This window comes from Geomonas propionica (genome assembly GCF_016458235.1).
Classification (GTDB): domain Bacteria; phylum Desulfobacterota; class Desulfuromonadia; order Geobacterales; family Geobacteraceae; genus Geomonas; species Geomonas propionica.
In genome coordinates this window covers 261501-281267 of record NZ_JAEMHK010000005.1, presented here as the reverse complement: position 1 = coordinate 281267, position 19767 = coordinate 261501, and the positions used below count along the sequence as shown (strand labels likewise).

The 19767-nt window shown below is 60.6% G+C and carries 13 protein-coding genes and 2 tRNA genes; 1 reads left to right on the top strand and 14 read right to left on the bottom strand.

Features of this window, described 5'->3' with window-relative positions; translation table 11 throughout:
- Positions 1 to 322: 322 nt before the first annotated feature.
- The 6 genes from JFN90_RS09210 to JFN90_RS09185 all read right to left on the bottom strand — a co-directional run bounded on the left by JFN90_RS09210 (position 323) and on the right by JFN90_RS09185 (position 9892).
- The gene (locus tag JFN90_RS09210) at positions 323 to 487 is read right to left on the bottom strand and encodes a hypothetical protein (RefSeq protein WP_199394817.1); all 165 of its coding nucleotides are present in this window, start codon (positions 485 to 487) and stop codon (positions 323 to 325) included.
- A gap of 19 nt (positions 488 to 506) precedes the next feature.
- Entirely contained in the window at positions 507 to 2081 is a 1575-nt protein-coding gene (locus tag JFN90_RS09205) for a cytochrome c3 family protein (protein ID WP_236018920.1), read from the bottom strand.
- A gap of 256 nt (positions 2082 to 2337) precedes the next feature.
- On the bottom strand, positions 2338 to 2850 hold the full coding sequence (locus JFN90_RS09200; RefSeq protein ID WP_199394815.1) for a lipocalin family protein: 513 nt from the start codon (positions 2848 to 2850) through the stop codon (positions 2338 to 2340).
- 83 nt (positions 2851 to 2933) lie between these two features.
- Positions 2934 to 6110, bottom strand: a complete 3177-nt coding sequence (locus tag JFN90_RS09195; protein WP_199394814.1) for a rhomboid family intramembrane serine protease — start codon at positions 6108 to 6110, stop codon at positions 2934 to 2936.
- Between the two features lie 704 nt (positions 6111 to 6814).
- A tRNA-Leu gene (locus tag JFN90_RS09190) sits at positions 6815 to 6899 on the bottom strand.
- Positions 6900 to 7003: 104 nt separating this feature from the next.
- Positions 7004 to 9892: an EAL domain-containing protein gene (locus JFN90_RS09185; RefSeq protein WP_199394813.1), complete on the bottom strand. Its 2889-nt coding sequence runs from the start codon at positions 9890 to 9892 to the stop codon at positions 7004 to 7006.
- Between the two features lie 393 nt (positions 9893 to 10285).
- Here JFN90_RS09185 and JFN90_RS09180 point away from each other — a divergent pair.
- A tRNA-Ala gene (locus JFN90_RS09180) sits at positions 10286 to 10361 on the top strand.
- 252 nt (positions 10362 to 10613) lie between these two features.
- On the opposite strand, the gene JFN90_RS09175 is transcribed toward JFN90_RS09180, so the two are convergent.
- From JFN90_RS09175 to JFN90_RS09140, 8 genes are all read right to left on the bottom strand, one after another.
- The gene (locus tag JFN90_RS09175) at positions 10614 to 11789 is read right to left on the bottom strand and encodes a lipocalin-like domain-containing protein (RefSeq protein WP_199394812.1); all 1176 of its coding nucleotides are present in this window, start codon (positions 11787 to 11789) and stop codon (positions 10614 to 10616) included.
- A 1-nt stretch (position 11790) separates the two neighbouring features.
- Entirely contained in the window at positions 11791 to 14325 is a 2535-nt protein-coding gene (locus JFN90_RS09170) for an ABC transporter permease (RefSeq protein ID WP_199394811.1), read from the bottom strand.
- Entirely contained in the window at positions 14322 to 15026 is a 705-nt protein-coding gene (locus tag JFN90_RS09165) for an ABC transporter ATP-binding protein (RefSeq protein WP_199394810.1), read from the bottom strand. Before JFN90_RS09165 ends, JFN90_RS09170 begins: the two co-directional genes overlap by 4 nt.
- 31 nt (positions 15027 to 15057) lie before the next feature.
- On the bottom strand, positions 15058 to 15984 hold the full coding sequence (locus JFN90_RS09160) for a hypothetical protein (RefSeq protein ID WP_199394809.1): 927 nt from the start codon (positions 15982 to 15984) through the stop codon (positions 15058 to 15060).
- 56 nt (positions 15985 to 16040) lie between these two features.
- Positions 16041 to 17105 carry an AI-2E family transporter gene (locus tag JFN90_RS09155; protein WP_199394808.1) on the bottom strand — a complete coding sequence of 355 codons (1065 nt, stop codon included), beginning with the start codon at positions 17103 to 17105 and terminating at the stop codon, positions 16041 to 16043.
- Between the two features lie 135 nt (positions 17106 to 17240).
- Positions 17241 to 17525 carry a hypothetical protein gene (locus JFN90_RS09150; protein WP_199394807.1) on the bottom strand — a complete coding sequence of 95 codons (285 nt, stop codon included), beginning with the start codon at positions 17523 to 17525 and terminating at the stop codon, positions 17241 to 17243.
- A gap of 245 nt (positions 17526 to 17770) precedes the next feature.
- Positions 17771 to 18472, bottom strand: coding sequence for a lipoprotein insertase outer membrane protein LolB (locus JFN90_RS09145; RefSeq protein ID WP_199394806.1), 702 nt, complete (start codon positions 18470 to 18472; stop codon positions 17771 to 17773).
- A 32-nt stretch (positions 18473 to 18504) separates the two neighbouring features.
- Entirely contained in the window at positions 18505 to 19749 is a 1245-nt protein-coding gene (locus JFN90_RS09140) for a spinster family MFS transporter (RefSeq protein ID WP_199394805.1), read from the bottom strand.
- Positions 19750 to 19767 lie beyond the last annotated feature (18 nt).

The following is a 19767-nucleotide window of genomic DNA, read 5'->3' as shown; positions in this document are numbered from 1 at the left end:
GTAGCTACTTTTCTCAAAACGGATCCAGATTAGGATGAACTGGCTCCAGATTAGAAGGAAACGGATCCGGTTTAAAAAAAATGGTAGCTACTTCTCTCAAAACGGATCCAGATTAGAAGGAACTGGCTCCAGATTAGAAGGAAACGGATCCGTTTTAAAATAAATGGTAGCTACTTTTCTCAAAACGGATCCAGATCAGGGTGAACCGGCGCCAGATTAGAAGGAAACGGATCCGTTTTGAAAAAAATGGTAGCTAATTTTCTCAAAACGGATCCAGATTGGAATGAACTGGCTCCAGTTTAGGGCCGCCCAGGAACCACCTTTAGCAGCAGTTCTGACAGAGCCGATTGTCGGTTCCTGCGAGTTGGCAACCGCAGGAAGCACAGGCATTCTCCCATTCCGGGTGCCCCGACTCTTCGGCCCGCTTTTTCGCCTCCAACCGCCTTACCTCCGCTTCCATCTCCTCGTTGTACTGCGTTTCAAACATCGCGATCCCCTATTCCCTTTCAATGAATTACCTTTGCCGAGCGTGCCTTGCCGACATCTCCCCGGACGCTTGTGTACAACTCCCGGTCTTTGATCGACGGCAACGAGAAATCGCCGTCAATGTGCCAGCGGTCCTTCAGGTAGAACCACGGCGCCAGGCTGGAGAGACGGTAATCGGCAGAGACTTCGATCTTTTCGGACTTCATATCACGTATTGAAAGCCCTTTCTTACCCGCCGTCACCGTGTGGCTGCCGCTGAAGGGCAAGGCGCCAGCGTCGCTGAAGTCCCATTGCACCACTTGGCGCTGCTCACCGTCAAGCAAATCGTGACAAGAGGCACAGGAGCGGCTTTTCCCGTATTTGTGGGACACCTTGTCCATCTGGATCCAGAGCAGGGCCCGGTTATTCTCAGGGAGGCCGCCAACGAGCCCGACATAGCCGAAGGCGTCGTCGGTGCGCTGCAGGTCGGGCAGATCCGCGGGCCAACGCCAGTGCAACCCCGGCTTCAGCGCAGACTCCTTCTGATTCATGACCGCCATAGGGAAAGGTTTCACCGGAATCCAGCGCCCCTTCTGATCGCGGATCAAGATCGGCTCCTTCATGATCCCGTAGTATTCCTTGTATTTGAAGTACGGAGTCTCAATTCCCGCCAGCTTGCCCGGCCCCCAATAGGTCCCCTGGTACCCCGAGACATTCTGTACATGGCAGGCCTCGCAGGCGAGCGACTTGTGCAGCGACCTCTGGTGGCTGGCGAGTTGCCGCTCGTGGCATTTGTCGCAGCGCCCCTGCCGCTTGACCATGGCATGGCCCAGTCCGCTGTTGGATCCGCTGTTCTCGTGGCAGTCAAGGCAGACAACCTTCTTCACCTGATGGACGTCCGGCTCCATCCCTTCCGGGTTGGCGTAGCTTCCACCGAAATAGCCGGCGCCCCGGCGGCGCTCCTCCGGACCGGCGTGGCAGATCTGGCCGCGGCCGCCACCGTAGCAGCTCTCCGGTTTGGGCACCCGGTTGAAGGAGTGCATCCCCGCCCTCGGGTTGGCTGCAGAGCGTGGCTGAGGGTCATAGTGACAATCAAGGCACCCGACGTGGCAGGTATTGCAACTGCGCTGGTTGAGCGCGCTTTGCTCCCTTGAAAAGGGAACGGCGGTGTTGGGGGCAATCTTATCGTAGTTGCCATCGAACCAGGCGCCGCAGTTATGCGGACCGCGCTGCGGGTCGCTCCAGCTTTGGAAGCGGCTCTGCTTGCCGTTTTGCCCCATCGTACTCCGGGTGAACTCGGTAAACTCCTTGGCGTGGCAGGAACCGCAGGTGTTCTCGATAGTAGAGAAATCCTGGGAAAGGTTATCCAGGCGTTTGTCCTGGTACAGGACCAGGGCTACATTGGGATCGATGACCACCTTCCCGTCTTTGATGACTTGGTTCTTGATGCGGGTCATGGGATTGCCGGTCAGTTCCAGGGGGGCCGACCGTTCAGTCGTCTCGGCTAGCATCCCCTTCTTGCGCACCAAGTGCAGTCGTCCCATCCCCTGATGAGCGGCGGTACGATCCGAACTGGAAGGATCGCCCATGTGGCAATCGACACACCCCGCGCTCATCCCCGACTGCCGTTTCACCTCTTCGGAGGTAACAGTAAGGTGGGGAAAACCCAAAGAGGTCATTTTGGCAGGATTGCCATGGCAATCGGTACAGGTGTCAAGTGCCAAGGCAGCGCGGACGTCAGTGGAAAATAGCAGAAGGAGGGAAAGAAACGAGAACAGAAGGCAACGGCAGCGGACTATCGTCGTTACAGCAGTTGTCGGGCAAGGAAATCCGTACATCTCTCCCTCCTCCTATTGCAGACGTCACCACTTCTTAGTTGTGACTGACATAGATCAACTTGCTGGTGTCGAAGCCTAGTGAGGCAGCCTTTGCAACCAAGCGGTCTCTGACTGAAGCTTGCATCTCCGGAGTTCGTGACAGGATCCACAGGTAGTTTGTGTTAGGACCGCAGACCAAGGAGTATTGGTAGTTCTCGTGGTCGAGGTCAACTATAACATAGGAGCCGTAAAAGGGGCCGAAGAAGGAAACCTTCAGGTAGCCCTTGTCAAAAGTGTCTGCAAAATATGCCTTGCCGGTGGCTTCCTTCCACCTGTTTTCTTTAGCCATGTAGCCCCGGTTGATCACCTTGAGGCCACCATCTTCCCGCAAGCTGTACTCCGCAGTGACCCGGCTCAGGCCACGTTCGAAGGAGTGGTCCAGGCGTGCGACCTCGTACCAATTGCCCAGGTACTTCTGCACGTCGAAATTATCGACCGGTTTAACCCGCTCAGGCATCCCCGCGCATCCAGACGACAAAAGCGTCAACCACAGCGATAATTTCTTCATGCCGTACCTCCTGCTGTCACAGTAGGTCAACTATAACGCAGTCCTTGCACAAGTTATATCGCCTTATTGCCGACTCACCCCCACTAGCTTCCATTAGCTACGGCTAGCTCAACTTGGGCCTTTTCATCGGTTGGGTCGTAGTAGAGTGCCTTGCGATAGTCAGCGATGGCCTCAGCTTTCTTATACAATTCGAAGTAGCATCCGGCGCGATACTTCAGCAGCGACGTGCGGTCGCCGTATTTCAGCGCTTTGGTATAGCGGCGTATGGCCGAAGCAAATTCTCCGGAGCGATAGAGGTCGTCAGCACGGTCAGATTCTACCGCCCCGAGCAGACACCATAAACGCGGGTTGAGGTTGCTGTACTTGGTAGCGCTCGTGGCGAAATCCGACATCTCCCCGTACGACCCGCCCCACCTGGGCTCCAACGAAACGATGTACTCGAATCTCACGGCGTAGGCGCGTTTATCCGCATTCACGGCCTGATCAACTATCTGTTTGGGCGAAAAGGACATATTGGAGGTTTTTGCCATCCGCAATAGCGAGCTATACGCCGGCATCAGTAAGGGGTTGGCGGCAAGTGCCGTCTGTAGGTCAGTGGTAGCATCGTCGTGCAAACGCTGCATCTGGTCCAGGTTGGACTGAGGGGTTTCATCGATGTATTTAGTCCCCCGCACCAGGAACCCCTGTTCCGCCTTGTAGGTGCCTCTGGCGGCATAGGCCACAGGTGAGCCTGTTGTTGCCACCCACACATCGAAATCCTCGGCCGCTATACCATGTTCTGGCGAAAAGAGCTGATAGGCCTCATGAAGGTAGATTTCATAGCTGACGTCTTTTCTGTACTGGTCCAAGTAGCCTTCGTAGAGTTTTTCCAGGTTTTTGAAGTCATGCGCGGCCAGAAGTCCCCTGATCTGGACGGCGTCAGGCTTTCCTTTATCAAAGCAGGACTTAAGAGCGGAATTGGCCTGTAAGGCATGGGCTTTGGTGTCGCTGAGATAATCATCGGCGAAACCCACCATGAAGTAACAGCTGAAGATCAGCACGAAGAATGAAGCCACTGCTGAAAACTGAGCTATACGAGTGGGGAATTTTCCGGCAAACCATGTTACAGGTTTAAGCAACAGTTGGGGCCGCGACCTGTGCATTGTTCCTGTGGAGTTGGATTCCAGGTTGTTACGGAAATCATCGAACTCTCGCTCCGCCAGTTTAGCCACCTTGGCAAAATAAACACCACAAGCAACGCACGATTCATGCTTCTCCTGGGCATGCCCGCATTTGGGACATAAGAAGGGAGCGGCTGCCTCAGCCTTGGCTGCGGACGCCTGAGGCTGTGACGGTGCCGGTGCCGATGCGGCCTGCACGGACGGCGGCGCCTCGTAACGGACAGGAACTTCTTCCTTCTCTATGGTGCAGAGGGCGCCGGTGCGGCAGATCGCTTCCTTGTATTTGAGGGCGGCCGCGTAATCGAGGTCCCGCTTCAGCACAGTGGGAGTCCCGTTGCAAAGCCTGTCAACCTGATCACGCCCGCAGCGGAAAAGTTGCACCAGGCTGTCCTTAGTCTCCTTCGGATCGCAGGTGAAGCCGATCGTGCCGTCAAAGACGAGCCGGTAGCGCTCCGGAGGCGGCGCCGGCCGCTGACGGGGCGTACCTTCTGTAGCATCGGTGCTTGCAACCGGTTGAAAGGTGCGGCAGGCAGGGTAAGCGCCGCAGACCCAGAACGGGACCCCCATCTTGGGTCCCGAGGTAGAGCGGCGTATGGTCATTGTGGTGTTGCAAGAGGGGCACAACGGGGCCGATGCAACCTCCTGCGCGGGGCTGGGGCGCCGGGGCCGGAACACCTCGCCATCGGCCCGCTCTCGTGCTTTTTCAGCCAGCACAGAGTGCGGATACTCGAAAACAAATTGAGCAAACCGGCTGCGGGCCGCCTCAAAGCAGCTCGTGAACTCAAGCAGGGTCGCCAGCTGGTAGAGGGCTTTTTCCCGCTGGGGCGCCGGGACTTCCAAAACCTCGACCACGCGTTCCAGGCATGGAATCTGGAGTTCGGTCCTACCCGCCTTGCCCATTGCTTCTGCCAGACGGGTCACCAAATTAGGGACTGAGGGGGGAGTATGATACTTGCCAAGGTACTCCCCAAGCACCTCCGCAACCTCGGCCGGTCGTTCAACGAGCAATAATTCCAGTGCGTTCTCGTAGAGCGCTTTTCCTTCAGGGGAGCTGTGAAACTTCGTCTTAATCCGGGCCATGCCCAATAGGGCATCGACGTTGTTCGGGTTACGGTCCAGGGCGATCTGCATCGATCGCGCGCCCCCCTGAAAGCCGGTCGCCGCCACCGACGCCTTGATGCCTATCTCGAGGTGCCGCTCTTCGACGGCGTCATCGCCGAGTTTGAGGTATCCGGCTACCAGCATCCCGGAGATCATCCCGCCCAGGTGCGCCCAATGGCCAATCATGGAGCCTTCGCCGCTGATCTGCTCAAGGCCTCCGGAGAGGTCTGAGAGGAAAAACAGGGACATGATCACAAGCGAGTTGAGCCGCACCTTCAAGCTGACCGGCAGGATAAGGGAGAAGATGCCCAGAATGGGGATCGGAAAGGTCATCGTCTTGAAGTAGCACCGAACGGCGAAGATTCCCATGATGCCGGCGATGGCGCCCGAGGCGCCTAGAGCATGCCCGGCCCGACCGTGGAAGAGAAACTCCACGAGGATGAAGACCAGCCCGCCAATGAGGCCCGTCGCGAGGTAACACCAGAAGAAGCGTTTCTTCCCCACGCGTCGTTCAACCGCAGAGCCTATCACCCAGAGGAACGTCATGTTGCCCCAGAGGTGGCCGTTACTGCCGTGGAGAAACATTGAGGTGAATGCACTTAAGGGGACGTTGAACAGGTCAGGTTTGTGCGGCAGGAAGATCAGGTTGTCCGAGATGGTTTCATAAGGGACCTGCATTTCGAAGAAGTAGAAGATAAGGACGTTTGCGAGGATAAGGGAATACGTGACCCAAGGTTTGATTTCGCTGCGCCGCTCGTCCTCGGTGCTCATCATCGGGAAGAAGGTGATATGCTCCCGAAGCAGCGCCGTTGCGTCGACGCCACTTGCGGCGGCATGGAACCTAAGTACGACCAGGAATACCAACGGCAAGAGAAGATAGAGAAGCGAAATGAGACCCGGAAAGGAACCTTTTATGACAGTGATGGTGACTGCGGTCGCCAGCGCTTTGGCGACAAAAGCTTGTTCCTCGTGCTCCTGGAAGTAATCGGAAAGGGACATGTATCCTGGTCATCCTTTGTAGAGAGTAGAAATCCTGTTGCTACCTCAGTAGAGGCACTAGAACGTTTTAATGACGTAGTTGGAGGCGATGGAATGAGTCAGACGTGAAAGCTGTAGAATGTGAGGATGAATTGCAACTCGTCACCTGGAACTCGTGACGTTTTTCACAAGCTTTCTTACCTTTCAGGCCACCACGGAATTTGTGGTCGTGGAAACAACATGCGCAAATTAACATGTGTAGTTAACCATAATCAATGTAAAGTTTCTTCTACTGCGAGAAGAGATCGTTTGATCAGCCGCGTTAGCAGAACAGTCAGTACGGTACGGGCGAGAGTAACTGGAATGACAACGGGAAAAAACAAAGGCTTCGCCATGAGAGCTAAGCCTTTGTACACAGGATGCTGCTAGGGAATGAAATGGAAGGTCTAGACTGCGGTCACCGTGGTCTAGACCCGGACACGAAGCGTCTTTTTCATGGTGGCGAAGATGGCGGACAGGTTTTCCATGGTAGGGTTGCCGCTGGCGGAAAGCATACGATGCAGGCTCTTGCAGGGTTTCTGAACCTCTTGGGCCAGTTGCTCAAACCCTACAGTCGCCCCTTCTTGCGCTTTTGATACTCCTTCCACAGTAGGACGGCCCGCTCGATATGTGGTTGACAATAAAAAAGGGTTCAGCCTCTTAGAAGCTGAACCCTTAAATATTGATGGTACCGGAGGCCGGGGTCGAACCGGCACGCCTTGCGGCGCTGGATTTTGAGTCCAGTGCGTCTACCAATTTCACCACTCCGGCGTCTTTTTATAACGGAACTGATCCCGCCACAAAAGAGAGACATCTTATACCAACAAAACGAACCTGGGTCAAGTAACTTCGCCTAAACTGTCACATTCCTTTCACTAGCCATTGCCGGCACGCTGCACCAGATACTGCTCGGCATCCTCTGCTGACAGAGGCTTACTGTAGAAATACCCCTGGATGATGTCACAGCCGTGCTGAACCAGGAAATCGAGCTGAGTTTGGGTCTCCACACCCTCTGCCACCACCTTCTTGCCCAGGGTATGCGCCATGGCAATGGTCGCGGAGGCGATGGCGGCGTCGTCCGGATCGACCTCGATATCCTTCACGAAGGACCGATCGATCTTCAGCTTGTCCACCGGGAAGAGTTTCAGATAGCTGAGTGAAGAATACCCGGTCCCGAAATCATCGATGGCAAGACCAATCCCCATAGACTTCAGCGCACCCAATATCCTGATACTTTCCACGGGGCGCTCCATGGTCATGCTCTCGGTCACCTCAAGCTCGATCATTTCCGGGTCCGCGCCGCACTCCTTCATGATCGCCGCCAGCATGTCCGGAAGATCTGGCTGCCGCAGTTGCCGGGCGGAAAGGTTGACCGCGATCCTCACCAGAGGGAGCCCGGCTTCCCGCCAGCGTGCGGCCTGTCGACAGGCCTTCTCGAATACCTGCCGACCGATCTCGAGAATCATCCCGGTCTCTTCGGCAACGGGAATGAAGCTGTCGGGGAAGACCAAACCGTCCTCCGGGTTCTGCCAACGCACCAGCGCCTCTAAGCCAACCAGCCTGCCGCTGACCGGTTCCACCTGGGGCTGGTAATGGAGCACAAACTCGTCGTTGGCGATCGCGCTGCGCAGGCTGTTCTCGATGGCGAGCCGCTGACGAGCGGCGGTGTGCATCTCCTTGGTGAACATCTGGTACGTGTTGCGCCCGGCGGCCTTGGCATGGTACATGGCGGCATCGGCGTTCTTGAACAGTTCGGCCACGGTGGTTCCGTCGCTGGGGAAGACGCTGATACCGATGCTGGGACTGGTGTAGACCGTGTTGTTGTCCAGGAAGTAGGGGGCGGCCACCGTCTTCAGGATCTTTTCTGCCAGATGCGCGGGCTCGACCTGCGACCGGGTCCGGGGCTGCACCACCACGAACTCGTCGCCGCCAAAGCGGGCCACGATATCCTCCGCTCGCAGTGCGCCCTTGAGTCTAGACGCCACCTCCTTGAGCAACAAGTCCCCTACGTGATGGCCCAGTGTGTCGTTGATCATTTTGAAACGATCCAGGTCGATGAAGAGGACAGCAAGCGAGTGCCGCTCCCGCTTGGCTTGTTCAAGAGCCTGTGTCAACCGCTCCACCAGGGTATGCCGGTTTGGGAGAGACGTGAGGGTGTCGGTATGCGCCAACTGTTGGATACGCATCTCCGCGACCTTGCGCTGGGTGATGTCCGAGAAGGAGGCGAAGTAGTTGGTTATGATGTTGTCTGCGCCGCGAATGGCCGTGATGGTGAGCCACTTGGGATAGAGGGACCCGTCCTTGCGCTTGTCCCAGATCTCTCCCTGCCAGTAGTTCGTTTCCAGGATGGAGCGCCACATGTTTTCGTAGAACGTCTTGTCCTCTATACCGGACTTGAGCACCCGCGGGTTCCTGCCCAGCGCTTCCTCGCGGGAGTAACCGGTGAACTGGGCGAAGGCCTTGTTGGTCTCCATGATCCTGTTTTCGCTGTCAGTTATAACGATAGCCTCGCCGCTCTCATTGAAGATCTTGGCAAGCAACATGATCCGCTTCTGGGCCTTCATCTGCTCCGTGTTATCCCTGATACACTCGATGGCGCCGATAACCTCACCTTTCGAGTTGCGCAGCACCGAGGCGGCTGTGGTCAGGTAGGCAGGGGTCTCACCAAGACCGGTGGCGTAGCACTCGCCATGCACAATGTCGCCGTTGCGGGTAAACCCTTCATAGTTCACGTCTCCTTCGCGGCTGGGGTCCAAAGCGAGGTCGATCAAAAGGGGGCGCCGGTGGCCGTATAAAGGAATGGAGTATTCCAAGTCGCCGCGACCGATCATCTTTGCCGCAGGCACGCCCGTCAGCCTGGCCAACTCCCGGTTCCACCCCACCACCTTACCGGCATTGTCGATGATCAGGGTCGCATCGGGGAGGAAATCGATGATGGTCAAAAGGTACTGCCTGGAATCCTGCAGCTCCAGGTTTTTCTCCTTGAGCTGGGTCTCTTGTTGGCACCGCTCCAACTCGACACGGATAGTACGGCGCGTGATGAAACCGACCGAGACAAGACCGAGGAGCCAGATGGCGCCATGACTGACCGCGATGCCCCTGCCCTGCTTTCCCGCCGCGGCATAAAAAGGCGCCAACGGTATAGAGACGTCGGTACCACCACGAAGTTCACCTACCTTGATACCGGTCCAGGCGTGGCACTGGAGGCAGGACGGTTCCATGACCATGGGCTGCATCATGCGCAAGTAGGGTTTCCCGTTGATGAGCGTGGCAGTATGGTAATTCTCGCGGGTGCCCTCCACGATGAACAGCGCGGTTCGCTCCCACTCGTCCGGGGCATCAACAGGGTTGATGTAAAGCCTCGAGGTGATCCTGGTATTGATGCCGTTAAAGTGGGGCACTTCCTGGGTGATCTCGTTCATGATCATGGCCGGGTTTTTCAGCGTCAGGTGCACGCCCCGGTCGGTCAACAGGTCGCGGTCCGGAACGTGATTCAGAAGGGGGCTCGGCGAGACCAGCGGCCCGACCTCCATATAGATCCCGCCGCGTTTGGAGGCCCACTTCCTGAAGGCGAGGTCCTTGGCAAGTGCCACTTGTGCCTGCGTTGTGGCCAATTCGAAAGCCTGCTGATAGGCGACGCGAACGTTCCACCACGCGGCAAGGACCAAGAGCAGGGTCCAGACCAGGACGGTAACTACAGCTCTAGAGAGGATTGTTTTTACGGAGCCGTTGTTCTGGAAGGAATTTTGGGAATCGGATTTCACCTCAACCACTCTCCCGGGGCGTCAGAGTACTCGGCCGATAGTTGATACAACAGGATCTGGCGTACGGTCGATAGGCAGCCGCGGCGAGAGGTCCACCGGTGTGCCTGCAGTTGTTCTTGTCGTATCGGATCGCGGACCCAACGACTGCATAGGAGCAATCGATAAGCAGAGTTCGCCGGCCCCTTACCCTACCTATTCGGCACAGGAAGGTGGAAATGAAGTCAATAATAAGGTGCTATAGTATGACGCTGCATGGGGAAGAGACAGATCATGCGTGCACAGGCCGTAGAGCCGCAACCAGTGCGGATGTGCGGTAGAAACTTTTTTACATCCAGTGCAGAATTATATATTGACAGTCACAGCACCGTTTGCTATAAACAGGACTCCTTAGATGGGGCTGTAGCTCAGTTGGGAGAGCGCTTGAATGGCATTCAAGAGGTCGACAGTTCGATCCTGTTCAGCTCCACCATCAATTACAAAGGACCTAGATTTTTTCTAGGTCCTTTTTTGTTGCTACACTTCACACAACCAGCTCATCAACGACAAAGCACCGGGCGATATCGCTTGGTGCTTTCTTTTTGGCTCTATTAGCGACCGGAGCTCTCGACGGAGGGGACTGGCTCCGCGAGGAGCCTGTCCCCCTGTCGGCAGGGCTTAAATGAGCGTCCCGCTAGGGGGACAGGCACCTGCGGAGCCAGCCCCCTCTGCCTGCCATGCGGCCTCAGCGCAACGGTCCCTTGTTTTCCGCGGCGGCACCCAGGTACCCCGTCATCTCTAGGTACCCCGATCCGCTGGGACTCCCATCCAAACCGCGCACCTCGACTGCCCCCTCCCAATAGCGAAACGCAGTAAGCAGCTCCTGATCGGCAAGCCTCGGCACCACTTCCAGGGCGATCCCCTGCGAAGGGATGCGCAAACGCCAGGTCGAGGGATAGCGGGCGCCGCTGACAGGACTCTCCCACCAACTCACGACCTCCAACTGCACCTCATCGCGGGTCACCGCTCTCGCGCGCCCGTCCGCGGCGATCAGCGTCCCGCCGGAAAAGGGATCGCTGCTGCCGTCGCGCCTGCGCAGTTGGTAGAACATCAAGTCCCTGCCGTCGTCGAGCTGCAGCGCGAACCAGTCCCAGCCGACCTGGTCCGGCTCCAAAGCGCTGGTGCTCCATTCCCGGTCCAGCCAAGAGAGTCCTTTCACGGTGAACCGTTCCTTGCCGATGCGCAAGGTACCGGTGGTCGCCATACGCGGGATGGAGTAATAGTACGAGGCGTTGCCGGGCGTGGCTCCCTTGCGGCTGAGCCCCCCTGCCCCGTTCAAGATCTCCGGCTTGATGCTGGCCAAGTTGAAGTCGAGGGCGAAGTCGGGCTCGGCGGCGCTCAACCGGACACCCCAGGGGCGGGGCGAGGTCTGCTGCGCGGACCAATCCTCCAGGCGCACCGCGAGCGGCGTGCCCCCGGCACCGGCAAGTCCCAGCGCGGCCCGGCTGAAGCGCTCGGCGAAGCGGTATTTCTCCCCCGCCACATCAGTGACAGCGAAGTGCGCCATGTACACCTCGTTGGTCCCCCAGGCGGAGCCGCGGCTCACGGCTGCCGGGGTAAGTGCGGTCTTGAAGAAGGTAAGTTGGTAGCCAAAGCGGCGACCGTCGGCGGCCTGCAGGTTGCCGGTGAAATACCACCACTCGTTGCGAAAGCCTGGGTGCGGCCCATGATCGGCGGGAAAGGAGAAACGACGCGGCTTATCGGCACGCAGATACCCGGCCGCGGCGGAACCGCCCAGGGTTTGTGCCACGCTTAAGGTCTCCTGGCGGGTACCACCGGACGGGCGCAGGGCGGACCAGGAGTACCACATCAGCAGTACGGCGCAGGCCGCAGCCGCCGCTGAGATCAGGATCCGGCGCATGCTAGCCCTCCTCCTTCAGCGCCAGTGCGGGAGAGGTGCGGGCGATCCTGAGCGAGGGATAGATTCCCGCAAGGAAAGCCGCCGTCACTGCCAGAAGCATCGCCTCGCCGAGCTGCGTCGGAGAGATGGCGACCTGCATGGTCCAGCCGAAGGAGCGCAGGTTGACCACGTAGATCAGCACCAGGGCTTCGGCGATCCCCAGGGGGAGCGACAGCAGCCCGGCGATGAGACCGATCAGCACCGTTTCGCCGCAGACCACGCCCCAAACCTGCCCAGGAGTGAGCCCGATGGCGCGCAGCACGGCGAGCTCACGAGCCCGCTCCACCTGCATCGCCATCAGCGCCGAGAGAATCCCCACGAAGGCCACCAGCATGGTCAGCATGCGCAGCACCCCGGTGATGGCGAAGGTGCGGTCGAAGACCTCGACGGTCGCCTGGCGCAACTGCGCGTTGGAAACCACCGTCACCTGCTCCCCCCCTGCCCTCGCGCGTACCAGTTCCAGGAGCCGCGCCACGCTCACCCTCTTCCCGGCGGTGAAGGACATCGCATCGACGCTTTGGTCGGAAAAGTTGGCGACGTAACCGGCGCGGCTCATGATGACGATGCCGGTATCGGAGCCGTAGTCGTAGATGACGCCGACAACGGGAAAACGCCTGTCGCCGCGGCTGGTGCGCAGGGTGACGCTCCCCCCGGGATGGAGGTGGTGGCGGTAACTGTAGGGCTCGGAAACGAGCACCGCCTCGCCCCTGTGAAAGCCGCTCCAGGCGCGGGCGGGATCACCCTCTTTAAAGGGGTAGCGCAGGAAGGTGCGCTCCGGAACCTGCACCGAGAAGACCTCCGTTGCCCCGGCAGCGCCTTCGATGCGGACCCGGCGCGACAGGGTCACCTGCGCCTCCCCCTCCAGGCCGGAGAGGCGGCGCACCAGGGCCGGGTCGAGTGGAGGGCGATAGCGGCCGCCGCCGCGGTCGGCGGAGGTCAAGTAGACGTCGGCCTGCAGCCAGTTGGCAAGCCAGTTCTGCACCGTGAGCCGGAAGCCGCCCACCATGATGCCGACACCGATGCCGGCGGACACAGCGACCACCAGCGCCGCCGTGGCCACCCCGGTGCGGGACAGCGACACCACCACGCCGCGGGCAGCCATTCTGCCCAGGCTTCCTAACAGCAGCTCGAGCACGGGGCGCAGCAGCGCACTAAGAAGCATGACGGCGGCGGGGACCAAGAGGGTGTAGCCGACAATAACCGCGAAGAGCCCGATGAAGCCGCCCACGACGCCGCCGCGCTCGGTGAGGAACAACCCGCATCCGGCCGCGATCAACAGCACGCCGCAGCAAGTCGCCAGCGGGAGGAGTTTCCTGTGGCGGCTCTCCGCCTGCGAGCGCGACAGCACTGCCCGCGGCGGCGCACCGGTCGCCTCAAGGGCTGCAGGTATGGTGGCGGCCAGGGTGGCGGCCACACCGAGGAGCGCCCCCTTCCAGAGCGCGCCGGGCAGCAGCGGCACCCGGCGCACCTCCATGACGAAGTAGAGGTCGTTGATGGTCCTCGTCACAAGGCGGGTCAGTTCCGAGCCTAACAGCGCACCCGCCGCCAGCCCGGCAACGGTGCCGGCGATGCCGATCAGGAGTGCCTCGGCGCAGATCATGGCAAAGACCTCCCGGCGGCTCACCCCGAGCGCGCGCAGCATACCGATCAACCGCCGCCTGCGCACCACCGAGAAGGTCATCGTGTTGTAGATGAGGAACATGCCGACCACGAGGGCGAGCAGGCTCAAGGCTTTCAGGTTGAGCCGGAAGGCGCGGGTCATCTGGTCCAGCGCGCCGGCCTTGGCCCCGGCGGTAACGATATCGGCGCCGGGAGGAAGGACCGCACGCACCTCCTTGAGCGCCCGCGCCTCCGCCTCCCCTTCGGGCAGCACCAGGTCGATGCGCGACAGGCGCCCGACCTGTCCCAGCAGTTCCTGCGCCGTGGCGATGTCGCAGATAAGCACCGAGGCGAGCGCCACCCGGCTCACCTGGTCCGGAGGTTCCAGGAATCCGGCTAGCACGAGCTCTCGCCTGACGCCCGCGCTGTCGGCTGGGACAGAGTCGCCGCGTTTCAGGCCGAGTTCAGCGGCGGTCTCCGGGAGCATCAGCACCGTGCCGGGCCGGGTCATGAGATCGGTGAGCACGCCGCGGTCGGTGAAGCGCGAGGAAAAACTTCTCAGGGGAGGTTCGGCGAAGGGGTCGATGCCGATCACTTGGAAGGTGCGGCCAGAGAGCTGCAGATGGCCGGAGACTACCGGGGCAGACCCGCGCAAGCGCAGCTCGACCCGGATCCTGCGGTAGAGGTTTTCGTCCAGGCCGATGGGGCCGCCGACGACCTGGTGCGTGGCGCGCCCGGCGACCGTTTCCGCGGCGAGGCGGAAGGCCCTCTGCGCCGCCTCGTTGGCGTGGTCCACCGCGGTGACCACCGCAACGCCAAGCGCGACGCCGAGGACGGCCAGCACGGTGAGCCAGGGGTGGCGCAGCACGTTGCGCATCCCGGCGCGCCAGAGGATCATGCCTTCGCTCCCGGGACACCGGCCGCATCCACCAGGACGCCGTCCTTGATGCTGAGCACCCGGTCGGCCAGGGAGGCCACTTCGCCGCTGTGGGTAACGAGCACCAGCGTGGTGCCGGCCGGGCGCAACAGGCGCTGGAACAGGTCGAGCACCTGGTGTCCAGTCTCGGCGTCCAGGTTGCCGGTCGGTTCATCGGCCAGGACCAGCTTGGGGGCGTGCACCAGGGCACGGGCGACGGCGACCCGCTGCTGCTCGCCGCCGGAAAGCCGGTCGGGAAAGGCGCGCCCGCGGTCGGCGAGCCCAACTGCGTCCAGGAGCTCGGCGGCGCGGCGGCGCCCCGCCGGGGTCAGCATCCCGGACAACTCCAGGGGAAGCAGGACGTTCTCATCGACAGTCAGGGTGGGTATCAGGTTGTAGAATTGGAAGACGAAACCGATGTGGTTGCGGCGAAACAGGGTGCGCTCGCGTTCGGACAGGCGGGAGAGCGAGGCGCCATCGACCATGACCTCACCCCGGTCGGGAAGGTCGATGCCGCTCACCAGGTTCAACAGGGTGGATTTGCCGGAACCGCTGCGCCCGAACAGGAAGACCCAGGAGCCTGGGTCTATGGAGAGCGAGGCGTCCCGGAACACGACCCGCTCCCGGTCCCCCTCGTGAAAGCTCTTGCCGACACCCCTCAGTTCGACAATCGGTTCTGCCATCGCATGTCCTTTGCCTGGAGGGGAGGCGCCATCACTCTCCCTGCTTTCCTTGCTTCGCCTGCAGGGCCTCCTGCTGGGCCCGCTCCAGTTTCTTGTTGTTCAGGTAGGCGGCCTTGTCGATCTCCTTCAACTGGCGGGGGTACTTTGCGGTGAGGTCGTACCAGCGGTTCAGGCGCTGCTCGAAGCGCTGTCCTTCCGGGACCTTCATCGTATCCAGGTAGGTCTGCAGGGCGAGGTAGTAACGCATCGTGTTGCGCTCCACCGCGCCGCGCACACCGTCGATGTAGGTCTGTTTCCCGTCATCGCCGACCATGGTGAAGCCCACCTTGTCCCGCCCCAGCGTGGCGAAGTAGGTTTTGATCGCCATGCGCGCCATGGTGCCGTGGCTGTAGGTATAGCTGAAGTGCAGGAAAGTGGCCTGTCCCTCCACGGCGGCCGCCTGCACCCCGATGCGGTGATCACGGGTGCCGAACGGTCCTTCCTCGCCCACCAGGGAGAGTTCAAGATAATCCGGGCGGCTGGCGGTGACCCGGAAGCCGAGCTTCAGCGGATAGGCGTCTGAGGGAGGCTGGAAGTATTTGCGGCCGCTGTAGAGGGTCAACTGGGTCTGTTGCTTCACGGTCTTGTAGACGCAGGCCTTGATGTTGATGTGCAGGGGGGTGATTTCGCACCAGGCCGCGGGCGACTGCAGCGCCTCGTGGACTGTTTCGAAGGGGTAGCGGAAAACACCGTACATGTCGACCCGCACCGAGTCCTGCCCTTCCGTCGATTCGAGGAAGATGGGGGCGCCGAACTGGTTCTTGTCCAGTTTCGCCTTGATCGCAGCGTACTTGGCGAGGAGGGCGCGTTCCCCGGACGTTTCGGTATCCGCCGCTGCGGCGAGACCATGGCAGAAAAGGGCGATCAGCAGGGCTACAGCGAAAAGTGCCGCCCGTGTTATGCGCGTGCTAGCTACCATACGACAAAACCTCCTTTGCCCGCCCGCCTTCAAAGGCCGGGACCAAGGCGCGGGCATCAGGGAATTTCGGCTTCGTCCATCGCGTCGGCATCGGCCACGGCATCATCCCACAGCGAGAACATAACGGCGAAGATGACGGGACCTACGATCAGCCCAAGGATCCCCATGCTGACCACACCGCAGATGGCGCCGAGGACCACGGCGAGGGTCGAAATGTCACTGGAGGCGCCGATGGCAAGGGGGCGAATGGCGTTATCGGCGATGCCGACGAAGATGATGCACCAGGCGGCGAGGAGCCCCGCGGCGAGGTAGGAGCCGTTGAAGGCGAGGACGGCCACCAGCGGTACCCAGACCACCCCGGTGCCCACCACTGGGACCAGCGCGGCGATGGCGGTAAGGGCCCCGCAGAAGACCGGCGCCGGCACCCCCGCCACCCAATAGCCGAGGCCGGCGAGCACCCCCTGGGTAGCGCAGGTAAGCACCGTCCCCACCGTCACCGCCGTGGTGATGGAGCGGACCTGTGAGGCGTAGTGCTGGGCCTTGCGCGGATCAGGAGCGAGCCTGCCGATGAAGGCGGCAACGACACGTTCCCCGTCGCGGTAGATGAAGTAGAGGATGAAGAGGGCGATGGCAAGGGTCCCCAGGAAGCTGAACATGTTGCGCGCAAGGTCGGCAGCGAGCCCCAGGATCACGGTAGAACTGGTGGAAGCGACTTTGCCCCCAAGGCCAGCGAGGTCGATGTTGAACCGGTCCACCAGCGACATGATCTTTTGCACCACGGGAATGTGGCCGAAGTTGGTCGTGCCGGTCTTCGCCACCGTCTGGACCAGTTGCACCACCTGCTGGTACCAGTCAGGGGCGTTGACGGCCGCGGTAACCACCAGTGCGGCCACGGGCAGGACGAAGCAGACTGCGACGGCGAGCACCATTAACCCCGCGGAGCGGCCGGGATGCTCCGGGTAGCGGCGCAGCACGCGGTTGTAATGGGGCATGGTGGCCACGCCGATGATGAGACCCCAGGCAAGCGATTTCAGGACCGGGGCGGCTAAGATAACCATCAGGACGACGGCGGCGGCCGAGATCAAGGCCGCAAGAATGCTGAGATAGAGTCTTCTGTCCATCGGTCTCCCCTTGGAGGGTGGTATGGGCGTTGCTGGATTACCGGGGTGCTTCGGGAAGTGCCATGGCTGGACCGGATCGGTCATGATGTAGGCGGGCGCCGGGGGGAGCCCGCCTGACGGGTAAGGGTGACGTAGCTAACGCGTGGTTTCGATCTTGCGTTCCTTCTCCTCGGGGACGGCGCCGGGACGCTGCACCCCTTCGGGCTGGACCGACTGCTCGGTCTGAAACGGCAGCCGCTCGCGCCGTTCGTTGCCCAATGCAGGCGGTTCCTCAACGACCTTCCAGTTCTTCCCGATCGGGACCGAAAGTTCTCTCACCGGTGCCGGCTGTACCTGGGGCTGCTGATTGGCCTCGAAGATGGTGCAGGCGCTGAGTGTCAGCAAAGCGATTACAAGTAGCGTTGAACGTGCGTGTCTCATGGCGTCGACTCCTAAAGGATATGTTGCCGGTGAGCTGGATCAACGTCTGCTGTTGACCGTTCGTTCCGCACTCCTCGCCGGTCCTGAGAGTAAGGATAGCAAGACGCGGATATAATTAAAAGTTTTGTTTTGAACGGCTCAGCAACTGCAGCTATAGCAACAACAATTCCTTCTGATCGAACTGCCGCCAAAAGCACAACAAGGGCTAATTATGGCAAAAAACTTGGCGCGGTCAATATTTGACGTCACATGGCCCTGAAATCCGACAGCGGATAGACGGCCATTCCGGATAGGTCCGGCTTCAAAGTCGATGCCTCGACCGGCGCGTTCAACTGCGGTTCGTCGAAGACGATGCGGACCTCGCCCCCGGCGGCGCTACGGATCTCAATGGTTTCCGGAAAGGGAACGCCGTCGAGACTCTGGTACCCTTGGTAGCTCACCTGGTCACCCGAGGGGGCGACCTTGCGCTCCAGCATGCCGATCTCGTCATAGTAGTAGGTGGTCCCGGCGATCTCCACTTTCTGCCCGAGGGGCCCCGGGAGCGGCGTGGGCGACGGCGCCATCACCCACCGGAACAGCTGCAGGCTTTTCAGGGAACTCTGCTCCGGCAGTTCCGACAGGGTCCCGGTGAAGGCGACCTGCTGCGAAGGGATCACGCAGGTGAACCGGTCGCTCTCGCCGAAGGCCTCCAGCATGGTCTGGCCGAACGGGGAAAGGACGAGCAGATGGTACAGGTCGGGCGCCTGGTAGACCAGGTAGCCCCGACCGGCGCTGCTGCGATTTCCAGACGTGGCCGATAGGCTCACCGAGGACTGCAAAGTCGTGATGGTGCGCCCGGGCACCAGGCCGGTAAGGGGCTTCTTAACGGTGGCGCAGCCGGACAGGGCGGCGACGCAGATCAGGAGCAGGATCAAAAGGAGTGAACGAAACGAGTTAAGAGCGAACACGATAACCTCGGTGGGCAGGGATAGTTTGGGGTTTAGGGGGCGGGCTCGGCCTGAGCCATGTCATGCGCCACGAAACAGCCGCAGACAAAGCAGAATACTCCGGCGAGCGCCATCACCAGCGGGGTCGACAAGAGCGCGGTCCGGAGTCCCCACATGTCGGAAAACCATCCCAGGATGGACGGGGAGACGGCATCCCCCAGCGCATGGATGAAGAAGATGTTCACCGCGAAAGCCATGGCGCGCATGCGGGGATCGGTGACGTTGATGATGACGGTATTGAGCGGACCCGTATTCAGAAAAAGGAAGAATTCCGCCATGAAGATGGCCGCCATGCAGGAGGGGACGTCACCGGCCAGGATGGCCCAGGCGGCGAAAGGGGCGCCGATGAAAAAGCCCCAGCCCGATACCAGCAGGTACCCCTTGCTGCTCTTTTTCTGCCAGCGGTCGCCGAGGACGCCACCCACCAGGGTGCCGAGAATGCCGGCCACCACGGTCACGGCGCCGAACATGAGGTTCGCCTTCTCTACGTTGAGGGCATGGGTGCGGAACAGGAAGGAGGGTATCCACTGGGCGAGCCCTCCGATGGCGAAGGTCATGGCCGCCATGGCGAGCGTGTTGGTGACGAAGGAGCGGTTGTGGAAGAGTTGCAGGTAGCCCGCGAGTCCCTCCCCCTGCCCCGCCTCCTGTTCGGCAGAGGCGGCCGGGCGTTCGGGTGTGCGCAGGAACCAAAGCGGCAGGGCGATCAAAAGCCCCGGCAGGCCGACCATCAGGAAAGCCGAGTGCCAGCCGAAACGTTGACCGAGGACGCCCCCGAGGAGATAGCCGAGGGCGCTCCCCACCGGGATGGCGACGTAAAACCAGGAAAGGACGCTGCCGCGCTTCTCCTTTTCGAAGAAGTCGGCGATGAGGCCGGGCGAGACGGTACCGAAGCTCGCCTCCCCTACCCCGACGGTGGCGCGGGCGGCGAGGAGCGAGCGGTAGCCGGGGGCGAAGCCGGCCAGGATGGTGGCGAAACTCCAGATCACTACGCCCATCGAGGCAAGTTTGACCCTATTCCAGTGATCGCCCAACCAGCCGAAGACGGGGGCGATCACCATGTAGCTCACCATGAAGGCGCTCCCGAGCAGGCCGAGCTCGGTGTCGGTTATGGAGAGGTCCGCCTTGATCAGCGGGAAGACGGCGAACAGCACCTGACGGTCGATGTAGTTCAACAGGTTCACCGCCAGGAGCAACCCGAGGGCATAGCGGCGATAAGCCAGGGAAATGGGTTCCTTCATCCGACACACTCCTTCATC

What these genes read in the sequence shown, in the direction of transcription:
- JFN90_RS09210 (WP_199394817.1), bottom strand. Translation starts at nt 487, where the DNA reads ATGTTTGAAACGCAGTACAACGAGGAGATGGAAGCGGAGGTAAGGCGG.
- JFN90_RS09205 (WP_236018920.1), bottom strand. Translation starts at nt 2,081, where the DNA reads ATGAGCGCGGGGTGTGTCGATTGCCACATGGGCGATCCTTCCAGTTCG.
- JFN90_RS09200 (WP_199394815.1), bottom strand. Translation starts at nt 2,850, where the DNA reads ATGAAGAAATTATCGCTGTGGTTGACGCTTTTGTCGTCTGGATGCGCG.
- JFN90_RS09195 (WP_199394814.1), bottom strand. Translation starts at nt 6,110, where the DNA reads ATGTCCCTTTCCGATTACTTCCAGGAGCACGAGGAACAAGCTTTTGTC.
- JFN90_RS09175 (WP_199394812.1), bottom strand. Translation starts at nt 11,789, where the DNA reads ATGCGCCGGATCCTGATCTCAGCGGCGGCTGCGGCCTGCGCCGTACTG.
- JFN90_RS09170 (WP_199394811.1), bottom strand. Translation starts at nt 14,325, where the DNA reads ATGATCCTCTGGCGCGCCGGGATGCGCAACGTGCTGCGCCACCCCTGG.
- JFN90_RS09165 (WP_199394810.1), bottom strand. Translation starts at nt 15,026, where the DNA reads ATGGCAGAACCGATTGTCGAACTGAGGGGTGTCGGCAAGAGCTTTCAC.
- JFN90_RS09160 (WP_199394809.1), bottom strand. Translation starts at nt 15,984, where the DNA reads ATGGTAGCTAGCACGCGCATAACACGGGCGGCACTTTTCGCTGTAGCC.
- JFN90_RS09155 (WP_199394808.1), bottom strand. Translation starts at nt 17,105, where the DNA reads ATGGACAGAAGACTCTATCTCAGCATTCTTGCGGCCTTGATCTCGGCC.
- JFN90_RS09150 (WP_199394807.1), bottom strand. Translation starts at nt 17,525, where the DNA reads ATGAGACACGCACGTTCAACGCTACTTGTAATCGCTTTGCTGACACTC.
- JFN90_RS09140 (WP_199394805.1), bottom strand. Translation starts at nt 19,749, where the DNA reads ATGAAGGAACCCATTTCCCTGGCTTATCGCCGCTATGCCCTCGGGTTG.